The organism is Antarcticirhabdus aurantiaca (assembly GCF_009765365.1).
GTDB classification, from domain to species: Bacteria; Pseudomonadota; Alphaproteobacteria; order Rhizobiales; family Rhizobiaceae; genus Antarcticirhabdus; species Antarcticirhabdus aurantiaca.
Genome location: NZ_VTOM01000006.1, coordinates 245,143 through 269,035, shown reverse-complemented (window position 1 = coordinate 269,035; position 23,893 = coordinate 245,143). Strand labels below are relative to the sequence as shown.

General features: G+C 71.1%; 26 protein-coding genes. 15 read left to right on the top strand and 11 right to left on the bottom strand.

The window, feature by feature from the left end; translation table 11 throughout:
• Positions 1-13: 13 nt before the first annotated feature.
• Positions 14-2,092 carry a DUF4214 domain-containing protein gene (locus FZN60_RS09690; RefSeq protein WP_158873267.1) on the bottom strand — a complete coding sequence of 693 codons (2,079 nt, stop codon included), beginning with the start codon at positions 2,090-2,092 and terminating at the stop codon, positions 14-16.
• 308 nt (positions 2,093-2,400) lie between these two features.
• On the opposite strand from FZN60_RS09690, the gene FZN60_RS09685 reads away from it, so the two are divergent.
• A complete protein-coding gene (locus FZN60_RS09685; protein ID WP_422570125.1) occupies positions 2,401-2,979 on the top strand; it encodes a fasciclin domain-containing protein in 579 nt (192 codons plus the stop codon).
• A 71-nt stretch (positions 2,980-3,050) separates the two neighbouring features.
• Here the strand turns inward: FZN60_RS09685 and FZN60_RS09680 are convergent, their stop codons facing one another.
• Both FZN60_RS09680 and FZN60_RS09675 read right to left on the bottom strand, forming a co-directional pair.
• Positions 3,051-3,476: a hypothetical protein gene (locus FZN60_RS09680; RefSeq protein WP_158873266.1), complete on the bottom strand. Its 426-nt coding sequence runs from the start codon at positions 3,474-3,476 to the stop codon at positions 3,051-3,053.
• Positions 3,477-3,630: 154 nt separating this feature from the next.
• On the bottom strand, positions 3,631-4,608 hold the full coding sequence (locus FZN60_RS09675; RefSeq protein WP_158873265.1) for a GlxA family transcriptional regulator: 978 nt from the start codon (positions 4,606-4,608) through the stop codon (positions 3,631-3,633).
• A 121-nt stretch (positions 4,609-4,729) separates the two neighbouring features.
• On the opposite strand from FZN60_RS09675, the gene FZN60_RS09670 reads away from it, so the two are divergent.
• Positions 4,730-5,488 (top strand): alpha/beta fold hydrolase, encoded by a 759-nt coding sequence (locus FZN60_RS09670; protein WP_158873264.1) that lies wholly within the window; start codon positions 4,730-4,732, stop codon positions 5,486-5,488.
• A gap of 45 nt (positions 5,489-5,533) precedes the next feature.
• Here FZN60_RS09670 and FZN60_RS29220 read toward each other — a convergent pair whose 3' ends face one another.
• The 5 genes from FZN60_RS29220 to FZN60_RS09650 form a co-directional block, all read right to left on the bottom strand.
• Entirely contained in the window at positions 5,534-7,261 is a 1,728-nt protein-coding gene (locus FZN60_RS29220) for a putative bifunctional diguanylate cyclase/phosphodiesterase (RefSeq protein ID WP_158873263.1), read from the bottom strand.
• Positions 7,262-7,385: 124 nt separating this feature from the next.
• Entirely contained in the window at positions 7,386-7,517 is a 132-nt protein-coding gene (locus tag FZN60_RS29130) for a hypothetical protein (RefSeq protein WP_255475924.1), read from the bottom strand.
• 529 nt (positions 7,518-8,046) lie between these two features.
• On the bottom strand, positions 8,047-8,676 hold the full coding sequence (locus FZN60_RS09660) for a YjbE family putative metal transport protein (RefSeq protein ID WP_255475923.1): 630 nt from the start codon (positions 8,674-8,676) through the stop codon (positions 8,047-8,049).
• A gap of 116 nt (positions 8,677-8,792) precedes the next feature.
• The gene (gene hmuQ, locus FZN60_RS09655) at positions 8,793-9,119 is read right to left on the bottom strand and encodes a heme-degrading protein HmuQ (protein WP_158873262.1); all 327 of its coding nucleotides are present in this window, start codon (positions 9,117-9,119) and stop codon (positions 8,793-8,795) included.
• A gap of 20 nt (positions 9,120-9,139) precedes the next feature.
• Positions 9,140-11,263, bottom strand: coding sequence for a TonB-dependent hemoglobin/transferrin/lactoferrin family receptor (locus FZN60_RS09650; protein ID WP_158873261.1), 2,124 nt, complete (start codon positions 11,261-11,263; stop codon positions 9,140-9,142).
• 212 nt (positions 11,264-11,475) lie between these two features.
• Here FZN60_RS09650 and hemP point away from each other — a divergent pair, with 212 nt between their 5' ends.
• From hemP to FZN60_RS09630, 4 genes are read left to right on the top strand one after another with little or no spacing between them, the layout of a single operon-like run.
• Positions 11,476-11,652 carry a hemin uptake protein HemP gene (hemP, locus tag FZN60_RS09645; RefSeq protein ID WP_158873260.1) on the top strand — a complete coding sequence of 59 codons (177 nt, stop codon included), beginning with the start codon at positions 11,476-11,478 and terminating at the stop codon, positions 11,650-11,652.
• 11 nt (positions 11,653-11,663) lie between these two features.
• Entirely contained in the window at positions 11,664-12,599 is a 936-nt protein-coding gene (locus FZN60_RS09640; RefSeq protein WP_158873259.1) for a heme/hemin ABC transporter substrate-binding protein, read from the top strand.
• Positions 12,596-13,678, top strand: coding sequence for a FecCD family ABC transporter permease (locus tag FZN60_RS09635; protein ID WP_158873258.1), 1,083 nt, complete (start codon positions 12,596-12,598; stop codon positions 13,676-13,678). The genes FZN60_RS09640 and FZN60_RS09635 overlap by 4 nt, the downstream gene beginning before the upstream one ends.
• A gap of 1 nt (position 13,679) precedes the next feature.
• On the top strand, positions 13,680-14,489 hold the full coding sequence (locus FZN60_RS09630; RefSeq protein WP_158873304.1) for a heme ABC transporter ATP-binding protein: 810 nt from the start codon (positions 13,680-13,682) through the stop codon (positions 14,487-14,489).
• 14 nt (positions 14,490-14,503) lie between these two features.
• Here FZN60_RS09630 and FZN60_RS09625 read toward each other — a convergent pair whose 3' ends face one another.
• The 3 genes from FZN60_RS09625 to FZN60_RS09615 form a co-directional block, all read right to left on the bottom strand.
• Positions 14,504-14,980 carry a DUF2214 domain-containing protein gene (locus tag FZN60_RS09625; RefSeq protein ID WP_158873257.1) on the bottom strand — a complete coding sequence of 159 codons (477 nt, stop codon included), beginning with the start codon at positions 14,978-14,980 and terminating at the stop codon, positions 14,504-14,506.
• Positions 14,981-14,987: 7 nt separating this feature from the next.
• A complete protein-coding gene (locus FZN60_RS09620) occupies positions 14,988-15,386 on the bottom strand; it encodes a DUF6152 family protein (RefSeq protein WP_158873256.1) in 399 nt (132 codons plus the stop codon).
• 102 nt (positions 15,387-15,488) lie between these two features.
• Positions 15,489-16,181, bottom strand: a complete 693-nt coding sequence (locus tag FZN60_RS09615; protein WP_158873255.1) for a GntR family transcriptional regulator — start codon at positions 16,179-16,181, stop codon at positions 15,489-15,491.
• A gap of 158 nt (positions 16,182-16,339) precedes the next feature.
• Between FZN60_RS09615 and FZN60_RS09610 the strand changes: the two genes are divergently transcribed.
• From FZN60_RS09610 to FZN60_RS09570, 9 genes are all read left to right on the top strand, one after another.
• Positions 16,340-17,332, top strand: a complete 993-nt coding sequence (locus FZN60_RS09610) for a TRAP transporter substrate-binding protein (RefSeq protein WP_158873254.1) — start codon at positions 16,340-16,342, stop codon at positions 17,330-17,332.
• A gap of 81 nt (positions 17,333-17,413) precedes the next feature.
• Positions 17,414-17,983 (top strand): TRAP transporter small permease, encoded by a 570-nt coding sequence (locus FZN60_RS09605; RefSeq protein ID WP_158873253.1) that lies wholly within the window; start codon positions 17,414-17,416, stop codon positions 17,981-17,983.
• 5 nt (positions 17,984-17,988) lie between these two features.
• Positions 17,989-19,269 carry a TRAP transporter large permease gene (locus FZN60_RS09600; protein WP_158873252.1) on the top strand — a complete coding sequence of 427 codons (1,281 nt, stop codon included), beginning with the start codon at positions 17,989-17,991 and terminating at the stop codon, positions 19,267-19,269.
• An 11-nt stretch (positions 19,270-19,280) separates the two neighbouring features.
• The gene (gene kduI, locus FZN60_RS09595; protein WP_158873251.1) at positions 19,281-20,126 is read left to right on the top strand and encodes a 5-dehydro-4-deoxy-D-glucuronate isomerase; all 846 of its coding nucleotides are present in this window, start codon (positions 19,281-19,283) and stop codon (positions 20,124-20,126) included.
• A complete protein-coding gene (kduD, locus tag FZN60_RS09590; RefSeq protein ID WP_158873250.1) occupies positions 20,126-20,884 on the top strand; it encodes a 2-dehydro-3-deoxy-D-gluconate 5-dehydrogenase KduD in 759 nt (252 codons plus the stop codon). Before kduI ends, kduD begins: the two co-directional genes overlap by 1 nt.
• A gap of 20 nt (positions 20,885-20,904) precedes the next feature.
• Complete coding sequence (locus FZN60_RS09585) at positions 20,905-21,252, top strand: cupin domain-containing protein (protein ID WP_158873249.1); 348 nt, start codon at positions 20,905-20,907, stop codon at positions 21,250-21,252.
• Between the two features lie 275 nt (positions 21,253-21,527).
• Positions 21,528-22,070 (top strand): prolyl-tRNA synthetase associated domain-containing protein, encoded by a 543-nt coding sequence (locus FZN60_RS09580; RefSeq protein WP_158873248.1) that lies wholly within the window; start codon positions 21,528-21,530, stop codon positions 22,068-22,070.
• Complete coding sequence (locus FZN60_RS09575) at positions 22,067-23,089, top strand: thioredoxin family protein (RefSeq protein WP_158873247.1); 1,023 nt, start codon at positions 22,067-22,069, stop codon at positions 23,087-23,089. The genes FZN60_RS09580 and FZN60_RS09575 overlap by 4 nt, the downstream gene beginning before the upstream one ends.
• 112 nt (positions 23,090-23,201) lie before the next feature.
• Positions 23,202-23,882 carry an LON peptidase substrate-binding domain-containing protein gene (locus FZN60_RS09570; protein WP_158873246.1) on the top strand — a complete coding sequence of 227 codons (681 nt, stop codon included), beginning with the start codon at positions 23,202-23,204 and terminating at the stop codon, positions 23,880-23,882.
• The last annotated feature ends 11 nt before the right edge of the window (positions 23,883-23,893 follow it).

The following is a 23,893-nucleotide window of genomic DNA, read 5'->3' as shown; positions in this document are numbered from 1 at the left end:
ACGGCCGGTTCCGTCAGATCAGCGCGAACGAGGTGTCCAGGACGCCCGTCCTGGCCACGTCCTCGGGCGAGGAGGCGAAGTTCAGGAGGACGTCGCCGCGATAAAGCCGGCCGTCGTCGAGGCGCTCCACGTAGTAGGCGACGCCGCCGTCCTCCCCGGTCCGCTCCAGGACGTCGCGGTACATCGCCCGGACGAAGTCGGTGTTGCTCAGCGTGCCGTAGCGGCTCTGGAACTCCGGAGAGTTGGCAAACGCGCCCGAGATCGCGCTGAGGCCGAAGCCGTCATTGAGGTGAGCCAGCCAGAAGTTCATGCCTGCGAGGTCCGGCGCCCGGTCGAACAGGCCTTCATAGAGCCGGAACAGGGTCCCGACCGGGCTCTCGGCCAGGCTGATGACGCCGCCGCCGGCCAGGCCGAGCGCTTCGATGCCGCCGAGCTGGAGCACCTCGCCGCCGGCCGCGCCCGTCTGCGTCAGCACGAGGCGGCCGTTCGCGATCGCCATGTCGTAGTCGGCAAGGCTCCTGCCCGCGAGGTCGACGCGGTCGAAGCCGGCGCCCCCTTCGATGACGTCGTGGCCGCCGCCGCCCTTGAAGACGTTGTCGGCGCCGTTGCCGATCATCCGGTTGTTGCCGCCGTTGCCGGCGGCCGTGGCCTTGTCGGTGCCGGTCAAAACGACGTTCTCGATGCCGGTCGGCAGCGTGACGGAGATGGGCGAATTGACCGTATCGACGCCGGGCGTGGCGAAGCTCGCCAACTGCTCGGGCGTGAGCGCCCTGGTCAGCGTCATCGTGGCCGAGCCGTCCGGATTGGTCACGACGGTGACCGGCCCGGACGGGGGCGGGGTCACCACGACGCCGCCGCCCGTCCCGCCCCCGCCGCCGCCGCCGCCGCCGTTGTCGACCACGCCGGTGGATGCGATGGCCAGCGTCGACAGCTCGATGCGGCGATCGGAAAAGGCGATCCATTCCACGTCGACGAGGCGGTCGGTCTCGCCGCCCGGCACGGAGACCACCGCTTCCGTCTGGGAGGTCCTGACGATCCGGTGGTCGGCGAAGGCGCCGGCATAAACGGCGGTGTCGATGCCCGCGCCGCCGTCCAGGCGGTCGTCGCCGCCATGGCTGGTCAGCCGGTCGTCGCCCGCGCCGCCGCGCAGGATGTTGGCCGCCTCGTTGCCGACGAGGATGTCGTCCTGGTTCCCGCCGACGGCGTTCTCGACCGTCACGCCGTGGGCGATGGTGAAGCCGCCGGTCAGGGTCTGCGACGTCGACACCCAGCCGCCGCCGCCGATCTCCGCCTGGAGGGTGGCCGCCCGCAGGTCGATCTTGGCGCGGCTCGGTCCGACATATTCGATAGTGTCCGTGCCGCCGGTGTCCCAGATCGTCGTGTAGCCGCGGTTGGCGTCGACGTCGTCGGAGAAGCGATAGGTGTCGTCGCCCGTGTTCGCCGCGCGGGCGCCGTACATGTGCTGGAGCGTTGCGATGTCGAGCGCGCCGAAGGAGCCGGGTTGGGCGCGGACGGCGGCGCCGGGATCGTTCGCCGGGGTGAAGGGATTGTCCTCGCCCAGGAAGGCGTAGGTGTAGCCCATCGAGGTGTAGAGCGCGGAATTCAGGTTGCCCGTGCCCTTGGAGGCCGGGTCGCTCACGCCCGGCAGGACGGGCGTGCTCGTCACCTCGTGCGGGTGCTTCAGGCCGAGGGCGTGGCCGAGCTCGTGGAACCAGGTCGAGGAATAGGTGCCGAGGCGCACCACCGCGGCGGAGGCCGGAACGTCCGGATGGATGCCCACCGCCGTCTCGACCGAGGTGGCCCACGGCCCCGGAATGCCGGACCATCCGCCGCCGCCCTCGAAGAGCAGGAAGTTGATGGTCCCGGTGCCGCTCACCTCCTGGAAGCGGAGCTGCGTGAAGGACTCGACGTTGGCGACCAGCTCGCGATAGAAGGCCTTCCAATCGCCTTCCTCGAAGTCGGGCACGCCGTTGCGGTTCATGTCGCCCGCGCCGAAGCTGTAGGTCAGAACGGGATCGGCCCAGGCATATTCGATGATCAGGCCGTCGACGACCGGGTTCCCGGACGGCGGGATGAGCTTGAAAGACGTCATGGGATGTTCGCCGCGTTGGAAGCCTGCTTGAGGGCGCCGACGCCCTCCCGGATCCGTGCATTCCTACCACCCAGGGCTGAGGCGGAGGTTGCGCCGGCGCCGCAGGGGAACGATTATCCCTTCCGGATCAATGCTATGCTTGACTTGCCTTATCGCGTAAGCCGGCGCGCGAGACCGCTTGCGGATATTTTTGCATCCGCGAGCCCGTCGCCTCCGTAGCTCGTGCCGACGCACCGGCCGGCGTGCTTTTCGGGAAGCCTCCCGGAACCGGCGGGCGCCTCGGGACCGATATGGAGGAGTTCAGCCCTATGACCCGCATGACCCGCATCGCGCCGAAAGCGATCCTTCTCGCCGCCGCGCTCTCGCTCGCCGCGGCGCCCGCCGCCTTCGCCCAGATGGCCGCGGGCAACCCGACCGTCGGGGGCGCGGCCATGCCCGCCTCGCGCAACATCGTCGAGAACGCCGTCAACTCGCCGATCCACAAGACGCTCGTCGCGGCGGTCAAGGCCGCGGGCCTCGTCGACACGCTGTCGGGCCGCGGGCCCTTCACCGTCTTCGCGCCGACCGACGCCGCCTTCGCCAAGCTGCCGGCGGGCACCGTGGACGAGCTGGTGAAGCCCGCGAACAAGGCCAAGCTCACCAAGATCCTGACCGCCCACGCCGTGCCCGGCAAGCACTCGGCCGGCGAGCTCCTCGGCAAGGCCAGGGCGAACGGCGGCAGGTACGCCGTCAAGACCGTGTCCGGCGACACGCTGACCTTCATGCCCTCCGGCCAGGGCCTCGGCGTCATGGACGAGAGCGGCGGCACGGCCGTCGTGACGATCGCCGACGTCAATCAGTCGAACGGCGTCATCCACGTCGTCAACAACGTCCTCCTGCCGAAGTAAGGGGACGAGCGGCCCGGCGCGAGGCTTTCTCGCGCCGGGCCGGCCGATGGCCGGCGCGAGCGGCTCGGCGCTCAGACGTAGCGGCCGAGAAACAGGTCGCCGAGGGCGCGCTTCTTGCGATATGTGATCCGCCGCTGGCGCACGTGCTCGAGCTTGTTGTGCAGCATGTGGCAGCGCTGGCAGAGCGCCTTGAGATTGCGGGACGCGTTGTTGCCGAGGTCGTGATCGAGGTGCGCCGTCGACAGCGACACCTTGGTGAGCTGCACGGGCGTTTCGGAACTCGGCGGCGCCAGCGAGCGCAGCACCCGGCCGCGGCCCGAGCGCCACGCGTCCCGGTCCGTGTCCCACCACCGCCCGTCGCCGAGATGGGCGACGGTTCGGCCGTGAGGACGCCCGCACCTCTCGCAGCATCCCTTGGCGCGGCCGAAGCGGATGACGTTCGACAACTCCTGCCAGTCGATCGGGTAGAAGTAGCGATGCTGGCGGCGGATCGGCATCGGCGCGGTCCATGAGGGATGTGTCCGCGGCGGCGAGGGCGGAGCCGCGAGGCCGCAGGCGTTGATCCGGTTCTACGGCAAAGGCCTTGCCCAATGGTGACCGCGGCCGCGGCGGCGGCTCGCCTCCGCGCCATGCCCGGCCCCGCCCTCCGCGTCAGCCGACGAAGAAGCGCCGGCGGTATTCGGCCGGGCCGAGGCCGGTCAGCCGCGCGAAGAGCTTGCGGAAGGCCGACGGGTCGCCGTAGCCGACGTCCCAGGCGATCTGGTCGATCGGCCGGCGGGTGAGCTCCAGCTCCTCGCGCGCCTTGGCCACCCGCACGGCCTGAGCATATTCGGTCGGCCGCAGCCCGGTCGCCTTCTTGAAGCGCCGCAGAAAGGTCCGCTCCTCCAGGCCGGCCCGCTCGGCGAGGCCGGCCAGCGCGTGGTCGCGGGCGTGCGTTCCGTGCAGCCAGTGCTGCACCTTGAGGATCGCGCCGTCCCCGTGGTCGAGGCGTGGCACGAAGCGCCCGAACGGCTTCTGCTCGCGCCCCGGCGGATCGATCAGCAGGAAGCGCGTGGTTTCCAGCATGGCCGAGGGGCCGAGCAGGCGCTCCACCAGGGTCAGGCCGAGATCGGTCCAGGCGAGGATGCCGCCGGCGGTGATGATGTCGCCCTCGTCGATCACCATGCGGTCGGCATCGACCCGGACGTCGGGAAAGCGGGCGGCGAGCTCGGCGGCGAAGTACCAGTGCGTCGTCGCCCGCCGCCCTTCCAGGAGCCCGGTGCGGCCGAGCACGAAGGCGCCGGCGCAGACCGAGCAGAGCGTCGCGCCGCCGGCATGCAGGCCGGCGAGCCAGCGGGCCGACGCGTCCACGGCGCGGATCTCGCCGGGCACCACGAGGCTCGGCGGAACGATGACGTGCGACAAGCGGTGCTCGGGCCCGGGATGGCTGTCGTAGACGCAGGCCGGCTCGCCGTCCTCCCCGACCTGCCAGTGCGAGACCCGCACCTCCGGCGGCTCGGGCGCGCCCCCGCCCGCGACCATCATCCCGGCGATGCGGAAAAGGTCGGTCAGCCCGTGGACGGCCGCGAGCTGCGCGTCGGGATAGATGAGAAGGCCGATCTCGGAGAGAACCCGCGTCGCTGCCGCCATTTGTCAGTTCCGCCCCGCTCGATGTCGGTTTCGCCAAGCGCGCCCCGGCATGCCGCGCGCTAGATCCCTTGTCCAGCGAGCGATGCCCGCTTCGCTCGATCAACCCGAAGGGAACTCGACCATGTCCAAGCTCCGGAATGCCGGCCTCGCCTTCGCCGCGATGCTCCTGTCCTCGGCGGCCCTGGCGGCGCCCGCCTTCGCCCAGGCCAAGAACGTCGTCCTCGTCCACGGCGCGCTCGTCGACGGATCGGGCTGGCGCGGCGTCTACGACATCCTCAAGCGCGACGGCTACACCGTTTCGGTCGTCCAGCAGCCGCTGACCGGCCTCGATCAGGACGTCGCCGCCACCAAGCGCGTTCTCGAGCGCCAGGACGGCGACACCGTGCTCGTCGGCCATTCCTACGGCGGCACGATCATCACCGCGGCCGGCGACGACCCGAAGGTGAAGGCGCTCGTCTACGTCGCCGCGCTCCAGCCGGAGAAGGGCGAGACGACGGCCGGCCTCGTCGGCTCGATGCCCTCGCCGACCAGCGACATCAAGCCGACGCCGGACGGTTTCCTGTTCCTCGACCCCGCCAAGTTCCCGGCCGACTTCGGCGCCGACCTCCCCAAGGAGCAGGCCGAGTTCATGGCGCAATCCCAGATGCCGGTGGCGGTCTCCGCCTTCCAGGCGCCGGTGCCCGTCGCGTCCTGGCACGACAAGCCGAGCTACGGCATCGTCGCCAAGGACGACATGACGCTCAATCCCGACCTCCAGCGCTCGATGTACAAGCGCGCCGGCGCCAAGGTGACGGAGATCGAGGGCAGCCACGCTCTCTACATCTCGCAGGCCGAAGCCGTCGCCAAGGTGATCGAGGAGGCGGCCCAGGCCGCGAAGTAAGATCTTGGCGGGGCGGCCGTGCAGCGGCCGCCCCGCTTTTCGCGTTCACGCCGTCCGGCGCCGGTCGCCCCTTGCGCTCTCGCTCGGCGCCTCGCCCTCCGCCCGGCTTCCGCGCAGGAGCGCCGAGGCCTGCGAGGCGGGCATCGGGCGCCCGGTCAGGAAGCCCTGGACGTTGTGGCATCCGTGCTCGATCAGGATCGCGAGCTGCTCCGGCGTCTCAACCCCTTCCGCCGTGCTCGTCAGGCCGTAGCCCTCGCACAGCGACAGGACGGCCCGGACGACGGCCGTCGACCGGCTCGTGCCGTCCAGGCTGTTGACGAAGCTGCGGTCGATCTTGATGCGGGTCAGGGGAAGCTGCTTCACCAGCGCCAGCGACGAGAAGCCGGTGCCGAAGTCGTCCAGCGCGACCTGGACGCCCAGCGACCGCAGCGCCTCCAGGACGTCCCGGATCAGGTCGACGTCGGTGAGGATCGCCGTCTCGGTGATCTCGATCTCCAGGCGGTGCGGGGGTAGGCGGGTGTCGGCGAGCGCCCGCTTCACGATCTCGACGAAGTTGCGGTCGCGAAGCTGGGTCGGCGACACGTTGACGGCGATGCCGAGCTCCTCGTCCCAGGCCGCGGCCTCGCGGCAGGCCGTGCGGAGCACCCATTCGCCGAGCTCCGGCATCAGGCCGAGATCCTCGGCGATCGGCACGAACTCGGCCGGCGAGATCGGCGTCCCCGTCTGGTCGCGCCAGCGCAGCAGCGCCTCGAAGCCGATGGTGCGCATCGCGCCCGCGTCGAGGATCGGCTGGAAGGCCAGCTCGAAGTCGTTCGTGCGCAGCGCCTGGCGCAGCTTCAGCTCCATGACCCCGCGCGACAGAGCGCGCGCGCTCATCGCCTCGTCGTAGACGCGGAAGCGGGCGCGGCCTTCCTCCTTGGCCTTGTAGAGCGCGAGATCCGCGTTGCGCAGGAGGCTCGCCGCATCCTCGCCGTGGGTGGGCGCGTGCGCGATGCCGACGCTAGCCCCGATCATCGCGATGGCGTTCTTGACGGCGAAGGGCTCCGACAGCGCGGCGACGATGCGCGCGGCCAGCCCCGCCGCCATCTCGACCGTCGGGCTGCCGAACTGCAGCACGGCGAACTCGTCCCCGCCGAAGCGCGCGACGAGGCTCTTCGGGCCGGCGAGCGTCTTCAGCCGCGCGGCCACCATCTGCAGGACGTCGTCCCCGACCTGGTGGCCGAAGGTGTCGTTGATCGGCTTGAAGCGGTCGAGGTCGACGTAGTGGACGGCGAGGCTGCCGCCGTAGACGATCTGGCCGATCTCGTCGTCCAGCCTGTCGAAGAAGGTCGTGCGGTTCGACAGCCCGGTCAGGGCGTCGTGGCCGGCCTGATGGGCGAGGCGGTGCTCGGTCTCGCGCTGGCGCGTCAGGTCGCGCGTGATCTTGGCGAACCCCAGGAGGCCGCAGTCCTCGTCGAAGATCGGGTCGATCAGGATGCTCGCCCAGAAGCGCGAGCCGTCCTTGCGGTAGCGCCAGCCCTCCTCGGCGAAATGACCCGTCTCCAGGGCGAGGCGAAGGTTCTCGCGCGGCACGCCGCGCGCCCGCTCGGCCTCGGAATAGAACACCGAGAAGTTTCGGCCGACGATCTCCTCGTCCTCGTAGCCCTTGGCCTTGCGCGCGCCGGCGTTCCAGGTTCGCACCCGCCCGTCCGCGTCGAGCAGGTAGATCGCGTAGTCGGACACGCCCTGCACGAGGAGGCGATAAAGGCGGTCGGCGGTGTCGGACGTGGTCATGCGGCATCTCCTGCGCGGTCGCGCAAGTCTTCTGGAAAGCGGCGAGGGAACGGCGAGGGGCTCGCCCTTCGGCAAGGACCGGTCGGTGCAGGCGGGATCGCCCGGAGGCGGCAGGGCGGGATCGTCACGCGGGGGCCCCGCGCGGGCCGGCGGCGGAGCGCCCGAGGACGGCCCGGCCGTCCGGCGCGATCGAAGCGACCGGGGCGGTGGCGCCGAGGTCGCTGATCGAGCGGACGAGAACTTCTTCCACAAACACGCCCGACCCTCCGGAGAACGGCACCCGCCAGCGTTCTAGGGCCCGGACGATGCGCTCGAAGTTAAGCGCGCCTGACTTTTCCCGATCGTCCTTACCGGCGGGTGGATGCGAGAAACCCGCGGATCGGGGCGCGTCCCGGGCGGCGCCGCGGTCGGCGCGGACCGGTTCGCTTTCGCGCAGACGCAGCGCTATAACGCGACCTCAAGCGCTTGCAGGCGGTGACGTCTCGCGCTCGGGCGCCGTGGTCTGGGAGGGCCGCGGCGCCCACCCTCGCTCGTCGGAACAAGCATGCTTGGGAAACAAACAAAAACGCCTGCCGGGGGAGGACCGGCAGGCGCTGAAGAGTGCCCCTTGGCTGGGAGGAGGATGCCTCGGGGCGATCCGCAGGGAGCTGATGGGAGGAGAAACTACCCTGCGAATGACAAACCGAAGATAAGGATCCGCGTGCGCTGCGGTACCCCTTATTTTTGCATGGCTGGGCTGCAGTCGCGGAGCGGTCACGGTTGCGTGCCCGCGGCCCTGGCTCACGTCACACCAGGACGGAGGGAACCGTGCCGGGCCACAGCTGCTCGATCCCCTTCAGGATCATCTCGACGGCGACGTAGAGGATGATGGCGACGCCGAGATAGGCGATCCAGGGCATCCGCTGCAGCAGGCGGGCGATGAAGCTCGCGGCGAGCCCCATCAGCGCGATCGACAAGACGAGCCCGACGACCAGGACGCCCTGGTGGCCCCCGGCGGCGCCAGCCACCGCCAGAACGTTGTCGAGCGACATCGACACGTCGGCGACGACGATCTGGCGCACGGCCTGCGCGAGCGACTTGGGCGCCGCGGTCTCCTCGCCCGCCTCGGCCTCGGCGCGCCGGCGGCGGGAGGCGCGCAGCTCGCGCCACATGCGCCAGCAGACGTAGAGGAGCAGGAGCCCGCCCCCGACGAGCAGCGCGCCGCCGAAGCCGAGCAGCGCCTGCGTGCTGAGCGCCAGCACGATGCGCAAAACGGTCGCCGCGGCGATGCCCGCGAGAATGGCCTTCGAGCGCTGCTCGCGCGCCAGCCCCGCGACGGCGAGGCCGATCACCAGCGCGTTGTCGCCGGCCAGCACGAGATCGATCATGACGATCTGGGCCAGGGAGGTCAGCGCGTCCAGCGTCAGGAAATCCAAGGGCCGGCGCCTTTCCCCGGTCGGCGGTTCGATGCGCCAGCCGAGATGGAGCAGCGCCGCCCGGCGTGCAGTCGCGATATGCGAAGGCGCGACCGCATCGCCCCGGGGCGCCCGCCTCAGGCGCGGGCGTCGATCTCCAGGTCCTCGATCGATTCGAAGCCTTCGAAGTCGGGATGGCCGAGGTAGAGCGGCTTCGAGCGCGGGGCGCCGGAATGGCTGTCGCGGAAGGCCTGGGAGCGCGTCCAGGTCTCGAAGTCGGCGCGCGAGGCCCAGACCGTGTGCGAGGCGTAGAGGCGATGATCCTCGCGCTCGGGTCCTTTCAGCATGTGGAAGGAGCGGAAGCCCGGCATCGCGTCGAGCTGCGAGCGGCGCCCGCGCCAGATCGCCTCGAACTCCTCCTCCGATCCCTTCACCACCTTGAAGCGGTTCATCGCGATGAACATGGTTCGTGTTCTCCTTGGGGTCACTTCAGCGCCTTGGGCGCGGCGAACTTGATGCTCATGCCGACCTTCGCCTCGAAGCCGGGCGCAGGGAAGGCTTCCGACGATCCGCCGCCGGAATACTCGACGTAGCGCTTGTCGAACAGGTTCTTGACCTCGGCGTGGTAGCGCAGGTTCTCCGTCGGCTCGTAGGCGAGGAAGAGGTCGACGAGGCCGTAGCCGGACGTGGCGAGGGCGGCGTCCGACACCTCGTCGGCGTCCTTGGAATCGACGAGGTGGAATCGCGCGCCGTAGGTCAGCGTGTCGGACAGGGCGCGAAGGCCCGCCGTCGCCGTCAGGCGGTCGGGATAAACGCTGTTCAGCGGCGCGCCCGTGTCCTTGTTCTCGCCCTCGTTCAGCGTGCCGCCCAGCCCGACGAAGCCCCAGCCGGCGTCGTAGGCGGCCTCGACCTCCAGCCCCTGCAGCCGCGCCTCCTCGATGCTGGCGTAGGTGATGGCGTCGAAGGGCAGGCGCGCGACGCAGCGCCCGCGAACGCTCGCCACGCACGGGTTGAGGACGCCCGCGCGGTCGGTCGTCACCGTGTTGATGAAATCCTCGACGTCGTTGCGATAGACCGAGACCTTGGCGCGGAAGGCGTCGCCGGGCATCAGGAGGTCGTCGTAGGACAGGTTGACGCCGGCCTCGAGCGTGCGGCCGACCTCCGGCGACAGGTCGGGATTGGGCAGGAACTCGAAGGCCGCCGGCGCCGGGTGGAAGCCCGACACGATCGCTTCCGACAGGGCCGGCGCGCGCAGCCCCTCGGCGTAGAGGCCGTAGATCTGGAAGCCCTGCACCGGCGTCACGCCGACGCCGATCTTCGGGGAGAAGCGGTCGCCCTCGTTCTCGTTGGCGCCGCTGTCGAGGCTGAAGCGGTCGTAGCGCCCGCCCACCGTCACCTGCAGCCACTCGTCGTAGTCGAACTGCGCCTGCGCGAAGCCGCCGCCGACCGTGCGCCGGCCGGACGGGGTGAAGAGCTCGGTGGTGCCGACCGAGTCCCGCGATTCGACGTCGTCGCGGAACAGGTCGCCGCCGACCGTCAGCGTGGCGAGGAGGCTTTCGGTGAGGATCGCCTCGGCGCTGTTCGAAACGTCGAAGCCGGTGGTCTCGACGTCGACGCTTCGCTCGCCCCCGCCTTCGTCGAGGAAGCGCTGCCGGTAGTCGGTCTCGGTGCGGTAGACCGCGGCGTTCAGGTTGAGAAGGTCGGTGTTGGGATCGTCGACGGCGTAGGACAGGCGGTAGGTGCGGTTGGTCACGTCCGTGTCGCGGTCCGCGCCGCCGCCCGTCGACGAGGTGAAGTCGGTGTCGTAGAGGAGGCCGGACAGCTCCACCTCGTGGCCCTCGAAGGGGCGCAGGCGCGCCTTGGCGACGCCCGAGCCGACGTCGAAGCCGGTGTTCCTCACCTCGTTTCCGTCCCCGTCGTCGTAGTCCTCGACGCGGCGCAGGACGCCGGCGGCGAAGACGTCGACGTCGTCGCTGAGATAGGCGCCCGCTTCCAGCGTGCCGAAGCCGTTCGGCCCGTTGAGCCCGGCGCTGCCGCCGAGCCGCGCGCCGTAGGCCTCGCTCGGGTCCAGGAGGTCGTCGAGGCCCAGCGTGCGCATGGAGATGACGCCGCCGATGGCGCCCGAGCCGTAGGCGTTGGCGACGGGGCCGCGCACCACGTCGACGCCGGCCAGAAGGGCCGGGTCGACGTAGAAGGCGCCGTTGGCGTTGTGCCCCGTCACCTGGAAGTTCTGCCGGGCGCCGTCCACCAGCACGGCGACGCGGCCGTAGTCCTGAAGGCCGCGGATGTTGGGGGACACGCCGGGATCGTCGTCGCGCGAGGCGACCGCCACGCCCGGGATCGTGGCGAGCACCTCGCCGATGGTGTCCGGCTCGAAGCGGCGGATCTCGGGCCGCGTCACCACGCTGACGCCGCCGAGCGAGGTGATCGCCGAGGCCGGCCGGCGGTCCGCCAGCACCGTCACCGTGTCGAGGTTCACGACGATGCCGGATGGGGTGTCCCCGGCCGCGGGCGCCTCCTGCGCGGCGGCGGGCAGCGCGCACAGCGCCAGGAGACCGCCGCCGCGCAGGAGGCGTGTGGCGTGACGGGACGGAAAGCGGCGGGCCATGGGGCGGATCCTCGAAACAACGGGAAGCGGCCGACTGGCTGGCTGGGCGGGGGACGCGCGTGGCTGGCTAGCGGGTCAGGGCGCCGGTCCCGGCGCGTCCTTCCGGTAGAATATGTTGATCTTGACAGTCAACTTTAGCCCGTGCTGTTTCCACGGCCAATCCGGTCCGGCGCCCACGAGCTGTGACGGATCGGCCACAGGAGGCGAGCAGCATGGTCGAAGACGCGCGCGCACCGCAGCCGGCCGGAGCGTCGAGCCGCCCCGACGAAGCCGTGCCCGTCGAGGCGCGAACGCTTCTCGGCGGCCGCCGGGAGCTCCTCATCGCGCACGGCGCCGAGCTCTACCGGCTGCGCCTGACCTCCAACAACAAGCTCATCCTGACGAAGTGAGGACGCCGCCCATGCCGTTCCGCCGCGGGCTCGCCGCCCTCCTTCTCGCCGCGACGAGCCTTCTCGCCGCCACGCCCGCCGGTGCCGGGCCGATCCGCGTCACCGACGCGGCCGGGCGCTCGGTCGAGATCTCCGACACCTCGCGCATCGTCTCGATCGGCGGCGCCGTCACGGAAACCCTTTTCGCGCTCGGCCTCGGCGAGCGGGTGGTCGCGGTGGACACGACGAGCACCTATCCCGCCGCGGCCGAGGCCCGGCCCGACGTCGGCTACATGCGCCAGCTCGGCGCGGAGGGCGTCCTCTCCGCGCGTCCGAGCCTGATCCTGGCAGCCGAGGGCTCCGGCCCGCCCGAAGCGATCGCGGTGCTCCAGGCCGCCGGCATTCCCTTCGTGACCGTTCCCAACCAGCCGAGCGCCGAGGGCGTCGCCGCGCTCATCCGCGCCGTCTCGGCCGCCGCGGGCGAGCCGGAGAAGGGAGAGGCGCTCGCGGCGCGCACGAAGGCCGAGATCGACGCCGTCGCGGCCGCGCTCGCCGCCGCGCCCAAGCCCCGCGTCGCGTTCGTCATGACGCCGCCGCGCGCCGCGCCGCTCGTCGCCGGCCGCGGCACGGCGGCCGACGCCATGCTGCAGCTGGCGGGGGCGACAAACGTCTTCGCCGACCTGTCCGGCTACAAGCCGGCGACGCCCGAGGCCTCGCTCGTCGCCGCGCCCGCGGTGATCGTCACCATGGCGCGAGGGGCCGCCCCCGACGCCGCCATGACGGCGGCCATCGCCGCAGACCCCGCGCTCGGCGGCACGCCGGCGGCGAAGGCCGGCGCGATCCTGTCCTTCGACGGCTCCTATCTCCTCGGCTTCGGCCCGCGCACGGCCGCGGCCCTGCGGGACCTCGCATCCAAGCTCCATCCCGGCCTCGTTCTTCCCGAGCCCGCCGCCGGGTCGAACGGTTGAGAGCGTCCGCGCTCGCCCCGTTTCCCGCCGCGCGGCCGCGCCGGCTCGGCCGGGCGAGCATCCTTGTCGGGCTCGTCCTCCTGGCGCTCGCCGCCTTCGCTTCGCTGTCGCTGGGCGCCGCGGGCCTCGGTCCCGCCGCGGTGGCGCGGGCGCTCGGCACGGCGCTCGGCGACGGGCGCGCCGCCCTCGATCCGACCACGGCCGCCATCGTTCTCGACATCCGCCTGCCGCGCGCCGTTCTCGCGATCCTCGTCGGTGCCGCGCTCGGCCTGTCGGGCGCGGTGATGCAGGGCCTCTTCCGCAACCCGCTGGCCGATCCCGGCCTCGTCGGCGTGTCGTCGGGGGCGGCGCTCGCCGCGGTCACGGTGATCGTGCTCGGGCGCGGGGCGGAAGAACGGCTGCCGCCGGGGCTCGGCCCCTATCTCCTGCCCGTCGCGGCCTTTGTCGGCGGGCTCGCGGCGACGCTCGTCCTCAAGCGCCTCGCGACGGTCTCGGGCCGCACCTCGGTCGCGGCCATGCTGCTCGTCGGCATCGCGCTGACGGCGCTTTTCGGCGCGCTGACGGGCCTTCTCGTCTTCGTCGCCGACGACGGGCAGCTGCGCGAACTGACCTTCTGGACCATGGGCGGCCTCGGCGGCGCGACCTGGGTGAAGGCGCTCGGCGCCCTGCCGCTGATGCTGCCGCTCGCCTGCGCCGCGCCCTTCATGGCGCGGGGGCTGAACGCCGCGGCGCTCGGCGAGGCGGAGGCCTTTCACCTGGGCATCGACGTCGAGCGGCTGAAACGGCTCGGCGTCCTGGCGGTGGCGGCGAGCGTCGGCGCGGCCGTCGCGGTGTCCGGCATCATCGGCTTCGTCGGGCTTCTGGCGCCCCATCTCCTGCGCGTCGCGGTCGGGCCCGACCACCGCGCGCTCCTGCCGGCGAGCGCGCTTCTCGGCGCGACGCTCCTGCTTCTCGCCGATCTGGGAGCGCGCACCCTCGTCGCCCCGGCCGAGCTGCCGATCGGCATCTTGACCGCCTGCCTCGGCGCCCCGGTCTTCCTGTGGCTGGTGCTGAAGCGCCGCGCGACGCTCGGTGCCTGAGATGCTGGACGCGGTGGACTGCTCGGTCTCGCTCGGCGGCGCGCCGGTTCTGTCCGGCGTGACCATCCGCCTCGGCCCCGGCGAGGTCGTGGCCGTGGTCGGGGCGAACGGCGCCGGCAAGTCGACGCTTCTGCGCCTCCTCGCCGGCGAGATTGCCCCGAGCGCCGGCGCGGCGCGCCTCGACGGCCGGCCGCTCTCGACGCTCCACCCCCGCGCGCTGGCCCGGCGGCGCGCCGTCATGTCCCAGGCGAGCCAGCTCGCCTTTTCCTTCACGGCCGCCGAGATCGTGGCCTTCGGCGCCGAGGCCGGCGGCGCGCCGCGGCGCCGCGGCGAGGAGCTGGCGCGGCGCGCGCTCGCCCGCGTCGACCTCGCCGGCTTCGAGAACCGCCCGGTCTCGACCCTGTCGGGCGGGCAGGCCCAGCGCGTCCACCTCGCCCGCGCCCTCGCGCAGGTCGAGGCGGCGGAAGGCGACGGTGACGGCGGTGTGCCGCGTTTCCTTCTCCTCGACGAGCCCACCGCGAGCCTCGACCTTCGCCATCAGCTGCACGCGCTCGGCGTCGCCCGCGCGATGGCCGCCCGCGGCCTCGGCGTTCTCGCCATCCTCCACGACCTCAACCTCGCCATCCGCGCCGCCGACCGGATCGTCGCGCTGGCGGGCGGCCGGATCGTCGCGGACGGAGCGCCCGCCGAGGTGGTGGACGACGGCTTCGTGGCGCGGGTCTACGGCCTCGCCCTTCCCGTCGGCCGCGCTCCGGCACCCGGCATTCCCTTCATCCTTCCCCAGTCGGCGCCGCCCTCCGCCCCGGCCTGACGCAAGACTTGGCGTCACTCGACGAAGGCGATCCAGCGGCCGGCGAGGATGGCGGCGATCCAGGTCGCGGCCGAGACCAGGGCGAGGGCCCGGTCGGGAGCGCCCGGCTCTGCGCCCGCGAGGAGCCGGCGCCAGCCCGGCGTCGCGCGGATGACGAGCGCGTTGAGGATGCCGAGGCCGACGAGCGCGACCTTCAGGAGAAAGGCGGGATTGGCGAGGTAGCCGGCCGGCCGCGTCGAGAACAGGAGCGCGCCGGTGACGAGGGCGAGCCCGACGCCGACCGCCGCGGTGCGGGCGAGGGGCCGCGCGAGGTGCGCGGCGGGGATGGCGCGAAAGGCGCCGAGGATGCGCAGGTCGAGAACGAGGATCGGCCCGGCGACGAGCGCGATGGCGAGGATGTGGAGGGCGTTGACGAGCGGGTAGGCGACGAGCGACTGGCGAAGGAATCGCGCGCCCGGCCAGGCCGCGACGAGCTCGGCGAAGCCCTCCACCGCCGCGTCAGTTCGATCGGATGCGGTCGGGATAGATGTCGTAGGTCCGCTCGCGCACGGTGATGCGCACGGCCTTCATGCGCTTTTCCGAGGCGTCCTCGGACCGGTTGCCGAGCGCGGTGATGCTGTCGCCGACGGCGGCCGATTCGTCCGTGAAGCCGGCGCGGCGCGTCTGATTGGGGTTGCCGAGCTCGACCGTCCAGTCGCCGTCCGCCGCGGCGACGCGCAGCACCGGATGGGGCGGGCCGACATAGATCTCGCGGATCTCGCCGGTGAGCTCGATCTGGTCGGCCTCCGCCCAGGACCAGCCGTGATGGGCGAGCGCCCCGGTGGTGGTGAGCGCGGCGAGCGCCGCGACCCCGACGAGGGTGGTGCGCGGGCGAAGGGCGCGGGCGGCAACGGTCATGGCGGGGCTCACGAGGATCGGCGGTGTCGCGTTCCCCGAAACGTTGTGCCGCGGCCCGCCGCTTCAAATCGCAATCGCGTGAAGCGCAGGGTTCGACCGGTCCTATTCGAACAGGTCCGGATGGGCGGCCTCCGCCTTGGGGAGCGCCCGCAGGATCTCGGTCAGGTGGTGGCGCATCGCGCCCTCCGCCGCTTCGGCATCCCCTGCGTCGATCGCGGCCATGATCGCCTTGTGCTGCTCGATCAGGGGGATCATCGCCTCGGCGCCCGGCAGGGTCAGGTGGCAGACCCGGTCCATGTGGGCCTTGATGTCGCGGATCGATTCCCAGGCGAGGCCGAAGCCGGCGCCCTCCGTCAGTTCCACGTGGAACATCTCGTCGTAGCGCTGGAAGCTCGCATGGTCGCCGCGCGCCGCCACCATCTCCTGCATCACCAGGAGGTCGGCGATCCGCTCGCGGCTCTGCGGCGCGAAGGCCTGCGCGGCGCGGCGCACCACGGCGCACTCCACCGCCTCGCGCACGAAGCGCGCCTCCATCATCTTCCGCGCCGAGAACTTCACCACCACGGTGCCGCGCTGCGGCAGGATCTCGACGAGGCGCGTGCGGGCGAGAGCGATCAGGGCTTCGCGCACCGGCTGGCGCGACACGCCGTAGCGCAGCGCGATCTCCTGCTCCGACAAGCGCGTGCCCGGCGGCAGGTCGAGGGACACGATCGCGCGGCGCAGCTCGGCCTCCACGCGCTGGGCGCTCGACAGCGAGGAGGGGAGTCCCGGCGGCGCGGCGATCGACAAGCTCATGGATGCGGTTCTCCCTCGCGGCTTGCGCGCCATTCAAGCCTATACTACCATACAAGTCGCGCCGGGCAATCCGAGCCCGCTGCACCATTCTCGTGCCCGCCGTCTGGGAGGACAAGCGACGCGTGTCGTGGCGGGGGCACTTCTTCGGGAGGATCGTCATGACATTCCGCGCAATCGCCCTCGGCACGGTCGCCGCGCTCGCCCTTCTGGCCGCCGGCCCGGCCTCGACCTCCGCTCTCGCGCAGGAGGTCACCCTGCGCTCGGCCGACATCCACCCCGACGGCTACCCCACCGTCGAGGCGGTGAAGTATTTCGGCGAGCTCCTCAAGGAGCGCACCGACGGGCGCATCGCCGTCCAGGTCTTCCACTCCGCCCAGCTCGGCCAGGAGAAGGAAACCATCGAGCAGACGCGCTTCGGCGTCATCGACCTCAACCGCGTCAACATGGGGCCGTTCAACAACCTCGTCCCCGCGACCGTCGTCCCGGCGCTGCCCTTCATCTTCCGCGACACCGCGCACATGCGCACCGTCATGGACGGGCCGGTCGGCGAGGAGATCCTGAAGAGCTTCGAGCCGCTCGGCCTCGTCGGCCTTGCCTTCTACGATTCGGGCGCGCGCTCCTTCTACAATTCCAAGCACCCGATCAGGACGCTCGACGACATGAAGGGCCTCAAGGTCCGCGTCATCCAGTCCGACCTCTTCCTCGACATGGTCAACGCGCTCGGCGCCAACGCCACGCCCATGCCTCCGGGCGAGGTCTATTCGGCCCTCCAGACCGGCGTCGTCGACGGGGCGGAGAACAACTGGCCCTCCTACGAGAGCTTCCGCCACTTCGAGGTGGCGAAGTATTATTCGATCACCCAGCACTCGCTCTCGCCGGAAGTCTTCGTGATGTCGAAGACGAGCTACGACCGGCTGACCCCCGAGGACCAGCAGATCGTGCGCGCCGCCGCCAAGGAGTCGGTCGCCAGGATGCGCGAGCTCTGGGAGGCCCGCTCCGGCGAGGCCGAGGCCAAGGTCCGCGCCGCCGGCATCGAGGCCAACGAGGTCGACAAGGCGCCCTTCGTCGCGGCCATGCAGCCGATCTACGAGAAGTATGCCGGCACCCCCGAGCTCAAGGCCATGGTCGAGGCGATCCGCACCACCGAGTGAGGCGGCGCGTTCTCCCGTCCGGTGGGGCGCCGACGCGCCCCGCCGACCCGTCATCTCCCGTCCCCATCGACAGGCACCTCCATGCGCGTCCTCGCCTCCGCGCTGCCGCCCCTCCTTTCGCGTTTGTCGAACCTCGCGCTCTGGATCTCCGGCGTCGGCCTCGTGCTCATGACCCTCTTCGTCGGCTGGCAGGTCTTCGGCCGCTACGCGCTGAACGCCTCGCCCAGCTGGACCGAGCCGGCCTCGCTCCTCCTGATGAGCTGGTTCATCCTCCTCGGCGCGGCGGTCGGCGTTCGCGAGGGCAACCATCTCGGCTTCGAAACCGGGCTCCACTACGCGCCTCGCCCGCTTCGCCTCGCCATGCTCTTCGTGACGGAAGTCCTCGTGATCCTCTTCGGCGCCGGCATGGCCTGGTACGGGGCACAGCTCACGATCGAGACCTGGCCCGCCAAGATGGCCGGCCTCGCGGTGCCCCAGGGCATGGACTACCTGCCGCTCGCCGTCGGCGGGGCGCTGATCACCCTCTTCGCGGCCGAGAAGCTCGCGCGCCTCGTCCTCCTCGGCGAGGCCGAACCGCTGGTCGCGCCCGACGCGGACCCGCAAGCGGCCGACATCCCCCTCGACCGCCCCATCATCATCCGGCCGGAGTGACGCCCATGGCCCTCGCGATCCTCTTCGGCACCTTCGCCCTTCTTCTGATGATCGGCACGCCGGTCGCCTTCTGCCTCGGCATCGCCTCGCTCGCCACCGTCCTCTACATGGGCCTGCCGCCCGTGGTCGTGTTCCAGCAGCTGAACGCGGGCATGAACGCCTTCGCGATGATGGCGATCCCCTTCTTCATCTTCGCCGGCGACCTGATGATCCGCGGCGGCATCGCCGACCGGCTGATCCGCTTCGCCGCCTCCATGGTCGGGCACCTGCGCGGCGGCCTCGGCCAGGTCAACATCGTCGCCTCGACCTTTTTCGGCGGCGTGTCGGGCTCGGCCATCGCCGACGCCTCGGCGGTCGGCGGCATCATGATCCCGCAGATGGAGAAGCGCGGCTACGCCAAGGACTACGCGGTCAACGTGACCGTCAACGCCGCGATCATCGCGCTGCTCGTGCCGCCCTCGCACAACATGATCATCTACGCGATCGCCGCCGGCGGCATCGTGTCGGTCGCCGACCTCTTCACCGCCGGCATCATCCCCGGGCTGCTTCTCGCCGCCGCGCTGATGGTGACCGCCTACGTCGTCGCGGTCCGCCGCGGCTATCCGTCGGAGCCCTTCCCGGGCGTCGCCATGGTCTTCGCCTACCTCCTCTCGGCGATGCCCGGCATCCTCCTCATCGGCCTGATCTTCGGCGGCGTGCGCTCCGGCATCTTCACGGCGGCCGAAAGCTCGGTGATCGCGGTCTTCTACGCCGCGGCCGTGACCGCCTTCGTCTACCGCGAGCTCACCTGGACCGACTTCGTCCACGCCACCCTCGGCGCGGTGCGAACGACGGCCATGGTGCTCCTCGTCATCGGCACGGCGACCTCCTTCGGCTGGCTCATGGCCTTCCTCCAGGTGCCGCAGGCGGCAATCGCCTTCATGCAGTCGATCTCCGACAACCCGATCGTCGTCCTTCTCCTGATCAACATCGCGCTCCTTCTCCTCGGCACCTTCATGGACATGGCGCCGATGATCATCATCTGCACGCCGATCTTCCTGCCCGTGGTGAAGGCCTTCGGCATCGACCCGGTCCACTTCGGCATCGTGATGATCCTCAACGCCGGCATCGGCCTCAACACGCCGCCCGTCGGCTCGGTGCTCTTCGTCGGCTGCGCGGTCGGCAAGATCACCATCGGCGAGGCGATGAAGACGATCTGGCCGTTCCTGGGCGCCAGCGTCGCCGTTCTCCTCCTCGTCACCTACGTGCCGGCACTGTCCATGTGGCTGCCGAGCCTGTTCCGCTGAAAAGGCATCCCATGACCGAAACGTCCGTCGACATCCGCCAGGTCTGCCACCCCGAAGCCGTCCGCCGCTTCGACACCGCCGAGCTGCGCCGCCACTTCCTGATCGAGAGCCTGTTCCGCCCGGGCGAGGTGACGCTCACCTACAGCCACATCGACCGCCTCGTCGTCGGCGGCGCCGTGCCCGGGCCCGAGCCTTTGCCGCTGCCCGCCCCGAAGGCGATCGGCACGGCGAGCTTCCTCCAGCGCCGCGAGCTCGGCATCGTCAATGTCGGCGGGCCCGGCCGGGTCCGGATCGGCGAGGAGACCTACGCGCTGTCGGCCCGCGACGCGCTCTATGTCGGCATGGGTGCCGGCGAGGTCGTCTTCGAGAGCCTGGATCCTGAAAAGCCGGCTAAGTTCTACCTCGTCTCGACCCCGGCCCACGCCTCGTATCCCACCGTCGCGATCAATGCCGAGACCGCCCGCAAGGTGCGGCTCGGCGAGGACAGGACGGCCAACCGGCGCACCATCAACCAGTACATCCACCCCGACGTTTGCCGCTCCTGCCAGCTCCTTCTCGGCCTCACCGTCTTCGAGGAGGGGAGCCTGTGGAACACGATGCCGGCCCACGTCCACGACCGACGCTCGGAGGTCTACCTCTACTTCGACCTGCCCGCCGGCCAGCGCGTCGTCCACCTGATGGGCGAGCCGCAGGAAACGCGCCACCTCGTCGTCGCCAACGAGGAGGCCGTCCTGTCGCCCGGCTGGTCGATCCATTCCGGCGTCGGCACCAGCGCCTACGCCTTCATCTGGGCGATGGGCGGCGACAACCAGGACTTCACCGACATGGACATGGTGGCGATCGAGGACCTGCGCTGATGGCGGCATCGCCCTTCGACCTCCGGGGCAAGACCGCCCTCGTCACCGGCGCCAACACCGGCCTCGGCCAGGCGATCGCGGTTGCGCTCGCGCAGGCCGGCGCCGGCATCGTCGCGGTCGGCCGCTCGGCCATGGACGAGACGCAGGCGCTTGTCGGACAGGCCGGCGCCCCCTTCCGCGCCGTCTTGGCCGACCTGTCCAGCATCGAGCCGGTGGAGCGCGTGGTGGCGGAAGCTTCCGAGCCCGGCCGCGTCGACATCCTCGTCAACAATGCCGGCATCATCCGCCGCGCCGATGCCATCGACTTCACCGAAGCCGACTGGGACGCGGTGATGGACGTGAACCTCAAGACGACCTTCTTCCTGACGCAGGCCCTTGCCCGGCGCATGCTCGCGGACGGGCGGGGCGGCAAGGTGATCAACATCGCCTCGCTTCTGTCCTTCCAGGGCGGCATCCGCATTCCCTCCTACACCGCCTCGAAGAGCGGCCTTGCCGGCCTGACGCGCTTGCTCGCCTGCGAGTGGGCCGCCAAGGGCATCAACGTCAACGCCATCGCGCCCGGCTACTTCGTCACCAACAACACCGAGGCGCTTCGGTCCGACGAGGCGCGAAACGCCGCGATCCTGTCGCGCATCCCCGCCGGCCACTGGGGCGAGCCGAGCGAGATCGGCGGGGCCGCCGTCTTCCTCGCCTCGCCCGCTTCCGACTACGTCCACGGGATCGTGCTGCCGGTCGACGGCGGCTGGCTCGCCCGCTGAACACGATGAGGACAAGCCCGATGAACCGACTGAACGAGCCCTTCGCCCACGACGCGGACCTGCCCTGGGAGCCGGCGGGGGAGGGGGTCACCCGCAAGGTGCTGACCTACGGCCCGGGCGTGATGATGGTGCGCGTGCGCTTCGAGGCCGGCGCCGTCGGCCCGCTCCACAGCCACCCGCACATCCAGTGCTCGCTCGTCGAGAGCGGCGCCTTCGAGATCGAGATCGCCGGCGAGCCCCGGCGCCTGACCGCCGGCGACAGCTTCCTCGTGCCGCCCGATGCGATCCACGGCGCCAGGGCGCTGGAAGCCGGCGTCCTCCTCGACGTCTTCACCCCCATGCGCGAGGACTTCGTCCCGGCGAGGTGAGGCAAGCTCCCTTCTCCCGCTGGCGGGAGAAGGTCCCGGCAGGGGGATGAGGGTGGCTCATCGCAGGCGCTGCGTCGTGCGGGTTCTTTGCATGGCCGCTTCGCGGCCGACACCCTCACCCGGCCCTTCGGGCCACCCTCTCCCGCAAGCGGGCGAGGGTCGCAGCGCCTTGTGCTGAAACGCTCACGCGCTTGCCCCCGCACCCTCGCTCCCCCTAGATGTCTGCCGATCCGCCCCGGCCCGACTCGGGGCTATGACGACCGCGAGGGCGAGGAATGGCGACGACGCCGGAGGAACTGTTCCGCTATCTTAGTGTGCAGGGGATCGAGGTCTCGACCGTCACCCACCCGCCGCTCTTCACCGTCGCCGACAGCCAGGCCCTGCGCGGCACCATCCCCGGCGCCCACACCAAGAACCTCTTCGCCAAGGACAAGAAGGGCCGCCATTTCCTCGTCGTCGCCGACGAGGAGGCGCAGATCGATCTGAAGGCCCTGTCCAAGATGCTCGGCGCGGCCGGCCGCCTCTCCTTCGCCAGCCCCGAAGCGATGATGGAGCTCCTCGGCGTGACCCCCGGCGCCGTCACCGCCTTCGGCGTCATCAACGACGAGTCCCGCCGCGTCGAGGTCGTGCTTGATCGCACCCTTCTGTCGCACGATATGGTGAACTGCCATCCCTTGACGAACGAGGCGACGACGTCGCTTCGGCCGGCGGACCTGATGGCGTTCTTTCGATCCACCGGGCACGAACCCCTCGTTCTCGATCTGCCCGCCCCGGAGGCAAGGCCCGAGAACCCGAGCGACACGCAGGGCGACGCATGAGCAATTCTCCTTTCGGTTTCGGCGGCGGCAATGCCCGGGGCGGCAATGGCGGCGGCTACGGCAATCCCTACGGCGCGCAGACCGTCTCCAAGGCGCCTGCCGGCGCGGCGCCCGCGCCGGACGCGGAGGCGGCCGACCTCGTCAAGGACACGACCACCGCGAAGTTCTCCGCCGACGTCCTCCAGGAATCGCGCCGCCAGCCCGTCCTCGTCGACTTCTGGGCGCCCTGGTGCGGCCCCTGCCGCCAGCTGACGCCGATCCTCGAAAAGGCCGTGCGCGCGGCCGGCGGCCGCGTGAAGCTCGTCAAGATGAACATCGACGAGCACCCCTCGATCGCCGGCCAGCTCGGCGTCCAGTCGATCCCCGCCGTGTTCGCCTTCGTCGGCGGCCAGCCGGTGGACGGCTTCATGGGCGCGCTGCCCGAGGGCGAGGTGAAGGCCTTCATCGACCGCCTCGTGGCGATGGCGGGCGGCGGTGGCGAGGCCGGGGGCGACCCGGTCGCCGAGGCGCTCTCCCAGGCCCGTGCCATGCTGGCGGCGGGCGACGCTTCCGGCGCCGCGCAGCTCTTCGCCGCCGTCCTCCAGCACGAGCCGGAGAACGGCCCGGCGACGGCGGGCCTTGCCGAGTGCTTCCTCGACGCCGGCGACGCGGCCCGCGCCAAGGCGCTGGTCGACGCCCTGCCGGCCGAGGCGAACGAGGACAAGGCGCTGGCCGCGGTGCGCACCCGGCTGAAGCTCCTCGACGAGATCGCCAAGCTCGGCGACCCCGTCTCGCTCGCCGGCCGGCTCCAGGCGAACCCGGACGACCACCAGGCGCGCTACGACCTCGCCCTCATCGCCCAGGCCAAGGGGAACCGCGACGAGGCGGCGACGCAGCTCCTCGAGATCATCCGGCGCGATCGCGCCTGGAACGAGGACGGCGCGCGGCGCAAGCTCCTGGAGTTCTTCGACGCCTGGGGGCCGACCGACCCGGCGACGAAGGAAGCGCGCCGCCGCCTTTCCTCGCTGCTCTTCTCGTAACGGTTCGCGCGCCCGCTTCGCTTTTTTCCTCCGGGACTTGGCGGCGGGCGGCCGCGATCCAGATCACCATCCCCGCGGCCCCTGCGCCGCGCGGCCAGGGGAGCATGTCGACGTGGTTCAAGCCGGAAACCGCACCTTTGCGGACGAGAAGGATCTGCCGGAGATCGTTCCGGTGTTTCCGCTCGCCGGCGCGCTGCTTCTGCCCGGCGGGCAGATGCCGCTCAACATCTTCGAGCCGCGCTACCTCGCCCTGATCGACGACGCCATCGCCTCCGACCGCCTGATCGGCATGATCCAGCCGCGGCTCGACGGCGCGCAGCGCGCCGACGGCGAGCCCGAGCTCTGCGCGGTCGGGTGCCTGGGGCGCATCACCTCCTTTTCCGAGAGCGGCGACGGGCGCTACATCATCACGCTGCACGGCGTCGTGCGCTTCCGCGTCGACGCGGAGCTGCCGAGCGACGATCCCTATCGCCGCTGCCGGATCGCGCCGTTCCTGAGCGACCTCGACCCCTCCGCTGGGGCCGCGGAGGTCGACCGGAGCGAGCTCCTGCGCGCCTTCCGGCTCTATCTCGAGGCCAACCAGCTCGAAGCGGACTGGGAAAGCGTCACCAAGTCCTCCAACGAGACCCTGGTCAACGCGCTGTCGATGATGCTGCCCTACGGCCCGCCGGAGAAGCAGGCGCTCCTGGAAGCCGGCGATCTCAAGACGCGCGCCGAAACGCTCGTCGCCATCACCGAGATCGGCGTCGCCCGCGAGCGCACCGACGACGGCAGCACGCCGACGCTGCAATAGGGACGGATCAG

Excerpts from the sequence above, each read along its gene's own strand:
- FZN60_RS09670 (WP_158873264.1), top strand. The coding sequence starts at position 4,730 with ATGTCCAAGCTCCGGAATGCCGGCCTCGCCTTCGCCGCGATGCTCCTG.
- FZN60_RS09685 (WP_422570125.1), top strand. The coding sequence starts at position 2,401 with ATGACCCGCATGACCCGCATCGCGCCGAAAGCGATCCTTCTCGCCGCC.
- FZN60_RS09580 (WP_158873248.1), top strand. The coding sequence starts at position 21,528 with ATGGCGACGACGCCGGAGGAACTGTTCCGCTATCTTAGTGTGCAGGGG.
- FZN60_RS09610 (WP_158873254.1), top strand. The coding sequence starts at position 16,340 with ATGACATTCCGCGCAATCGCCCTCGGCACGGTCGCCGCGCTCGCCCTT.
- FZN60_RS09680 (WP_158873266.1), bottom strand. The coding sequence starts at position 3,476 with ATGCCGATCCGCCGCCAGCATCGCTACTTCTACCCGATCGACTGGCAG.
- FZN60_RS09575 (WP_158873247.1), top strand. The coding sequence starts at position 22,067 with ATGAGCAATTCTCCTTTCGGTTTCGGCGGCGGCAATGCCCGGGGCGGC.
- hmuQ (WP_158873262.1), bottom strand. The coding sequence starts at position 9,119 with ATGTTCATCGCGATGAACCGCTTCAAGGTGGTGAAGGGATCGGAGGAG.
- FZN60_RS09690 (WP_158873267.1), bottom strand. The coding sequence starts at position 2,092 with ATGACGTCTTTCAAGCTCATCCCGCCGTCCGGGAACCCGGTCGTCGAC.
- FZN60_RS09615 (WP_158873255.1), bottom strand. The coding sequence starts at position 16,181 with ATGAGCTTGTCGATCGCCGCGCCGCCGGGACTCCCCTCCTCGCTGTCG.
- kduI (WP_158873251.1), top strand. The coding sequence starts at position 19,281 with ATGACCGAAACGTCCGTCGACATCCGCCAGGTCTGCCACCCCGAAGCC.
- FZN60_RS09675 (WP_158873265.1), bottom strand. The coding sequence starts at position 4,608 with ATGGCGGCAGCGACGCGGGTTCTCTCCGAGATCGGCCTTCTCATCTAT.
- FZN60_RS09640 (WP_158873259.1), top strand. The coding sequence starts at position 11,664 with ATGCCGTTCCGCCGCGGGCTCGCCGCCCTCCTTCTCGCCGCGACGAGC.
- FZN60_RS09620 (WP_158873256.1), bottom strand. The coding sequence starts at position 15,386 with ATGACCGTTGCCGCCCGCGCCCTTCGCCCGCGCACCACCCTCGTCGGG.
- hemP (WP_158873260.1), top strand. The coding sequence starts at position 11,476 with ATGGTCGAAGACGCGCGCGCACCGCAGCCGGCCGGAGCGTCGAGCCGC.
- FZN60_RS09585 (WP_158873249.1), top strand. The coding sequence starts at position 20,905 with ATGAACCGACTGAACGAGCCCTTCGCCCACGACGCGGACCTGCCCTGG.
- FZN60_RS09650 (WP_158873261.1), bottom strand. The coding sequence starts at position 11,263 with ATGGCCCGCCGCTTTCCGTCCCGTCACGCCACACGCCTCCTGCGCGGC.
- FZN60_RS09605 (WP_158873253.1), top strand. The coding sequence starts at position 17,414 with ATGCGCGTCCTCGCCTCCGCGCTGCCGCCCCTCCTTTCGCGTTTGTCG.
- FZN60_RS09600 (WP_158873252.1), top strand. The coding sequence starts at position 17,989 with ATGGCCCTCGCGATCCTCTTCGGCACCTTCGCCCTTCTTCTGATGATC.
- FZN60_RS09630 (WP_158873304.1), top strand. The coding sequence starts at position 13,680 with ATGCTGGACGCGGTGGACTGCTCGGTCTCGCTCGGCGGCGCGCCGGTT.
- kduD (WP_158873250.1), top strand. The coding sequence starts at position 20,126 with ATGGCGGCATCGCCCTTCGACCTCCGGGGCAAGACCGCCCTCGTCACC.
- FZN60_RS29220 (WP_158873263.1), bottom strand. The coding sequence starts at position 7,261 with ATGACCACGTCCGACACCGCCGACCGCCTTTATCGCCTCCTCGTGCAG.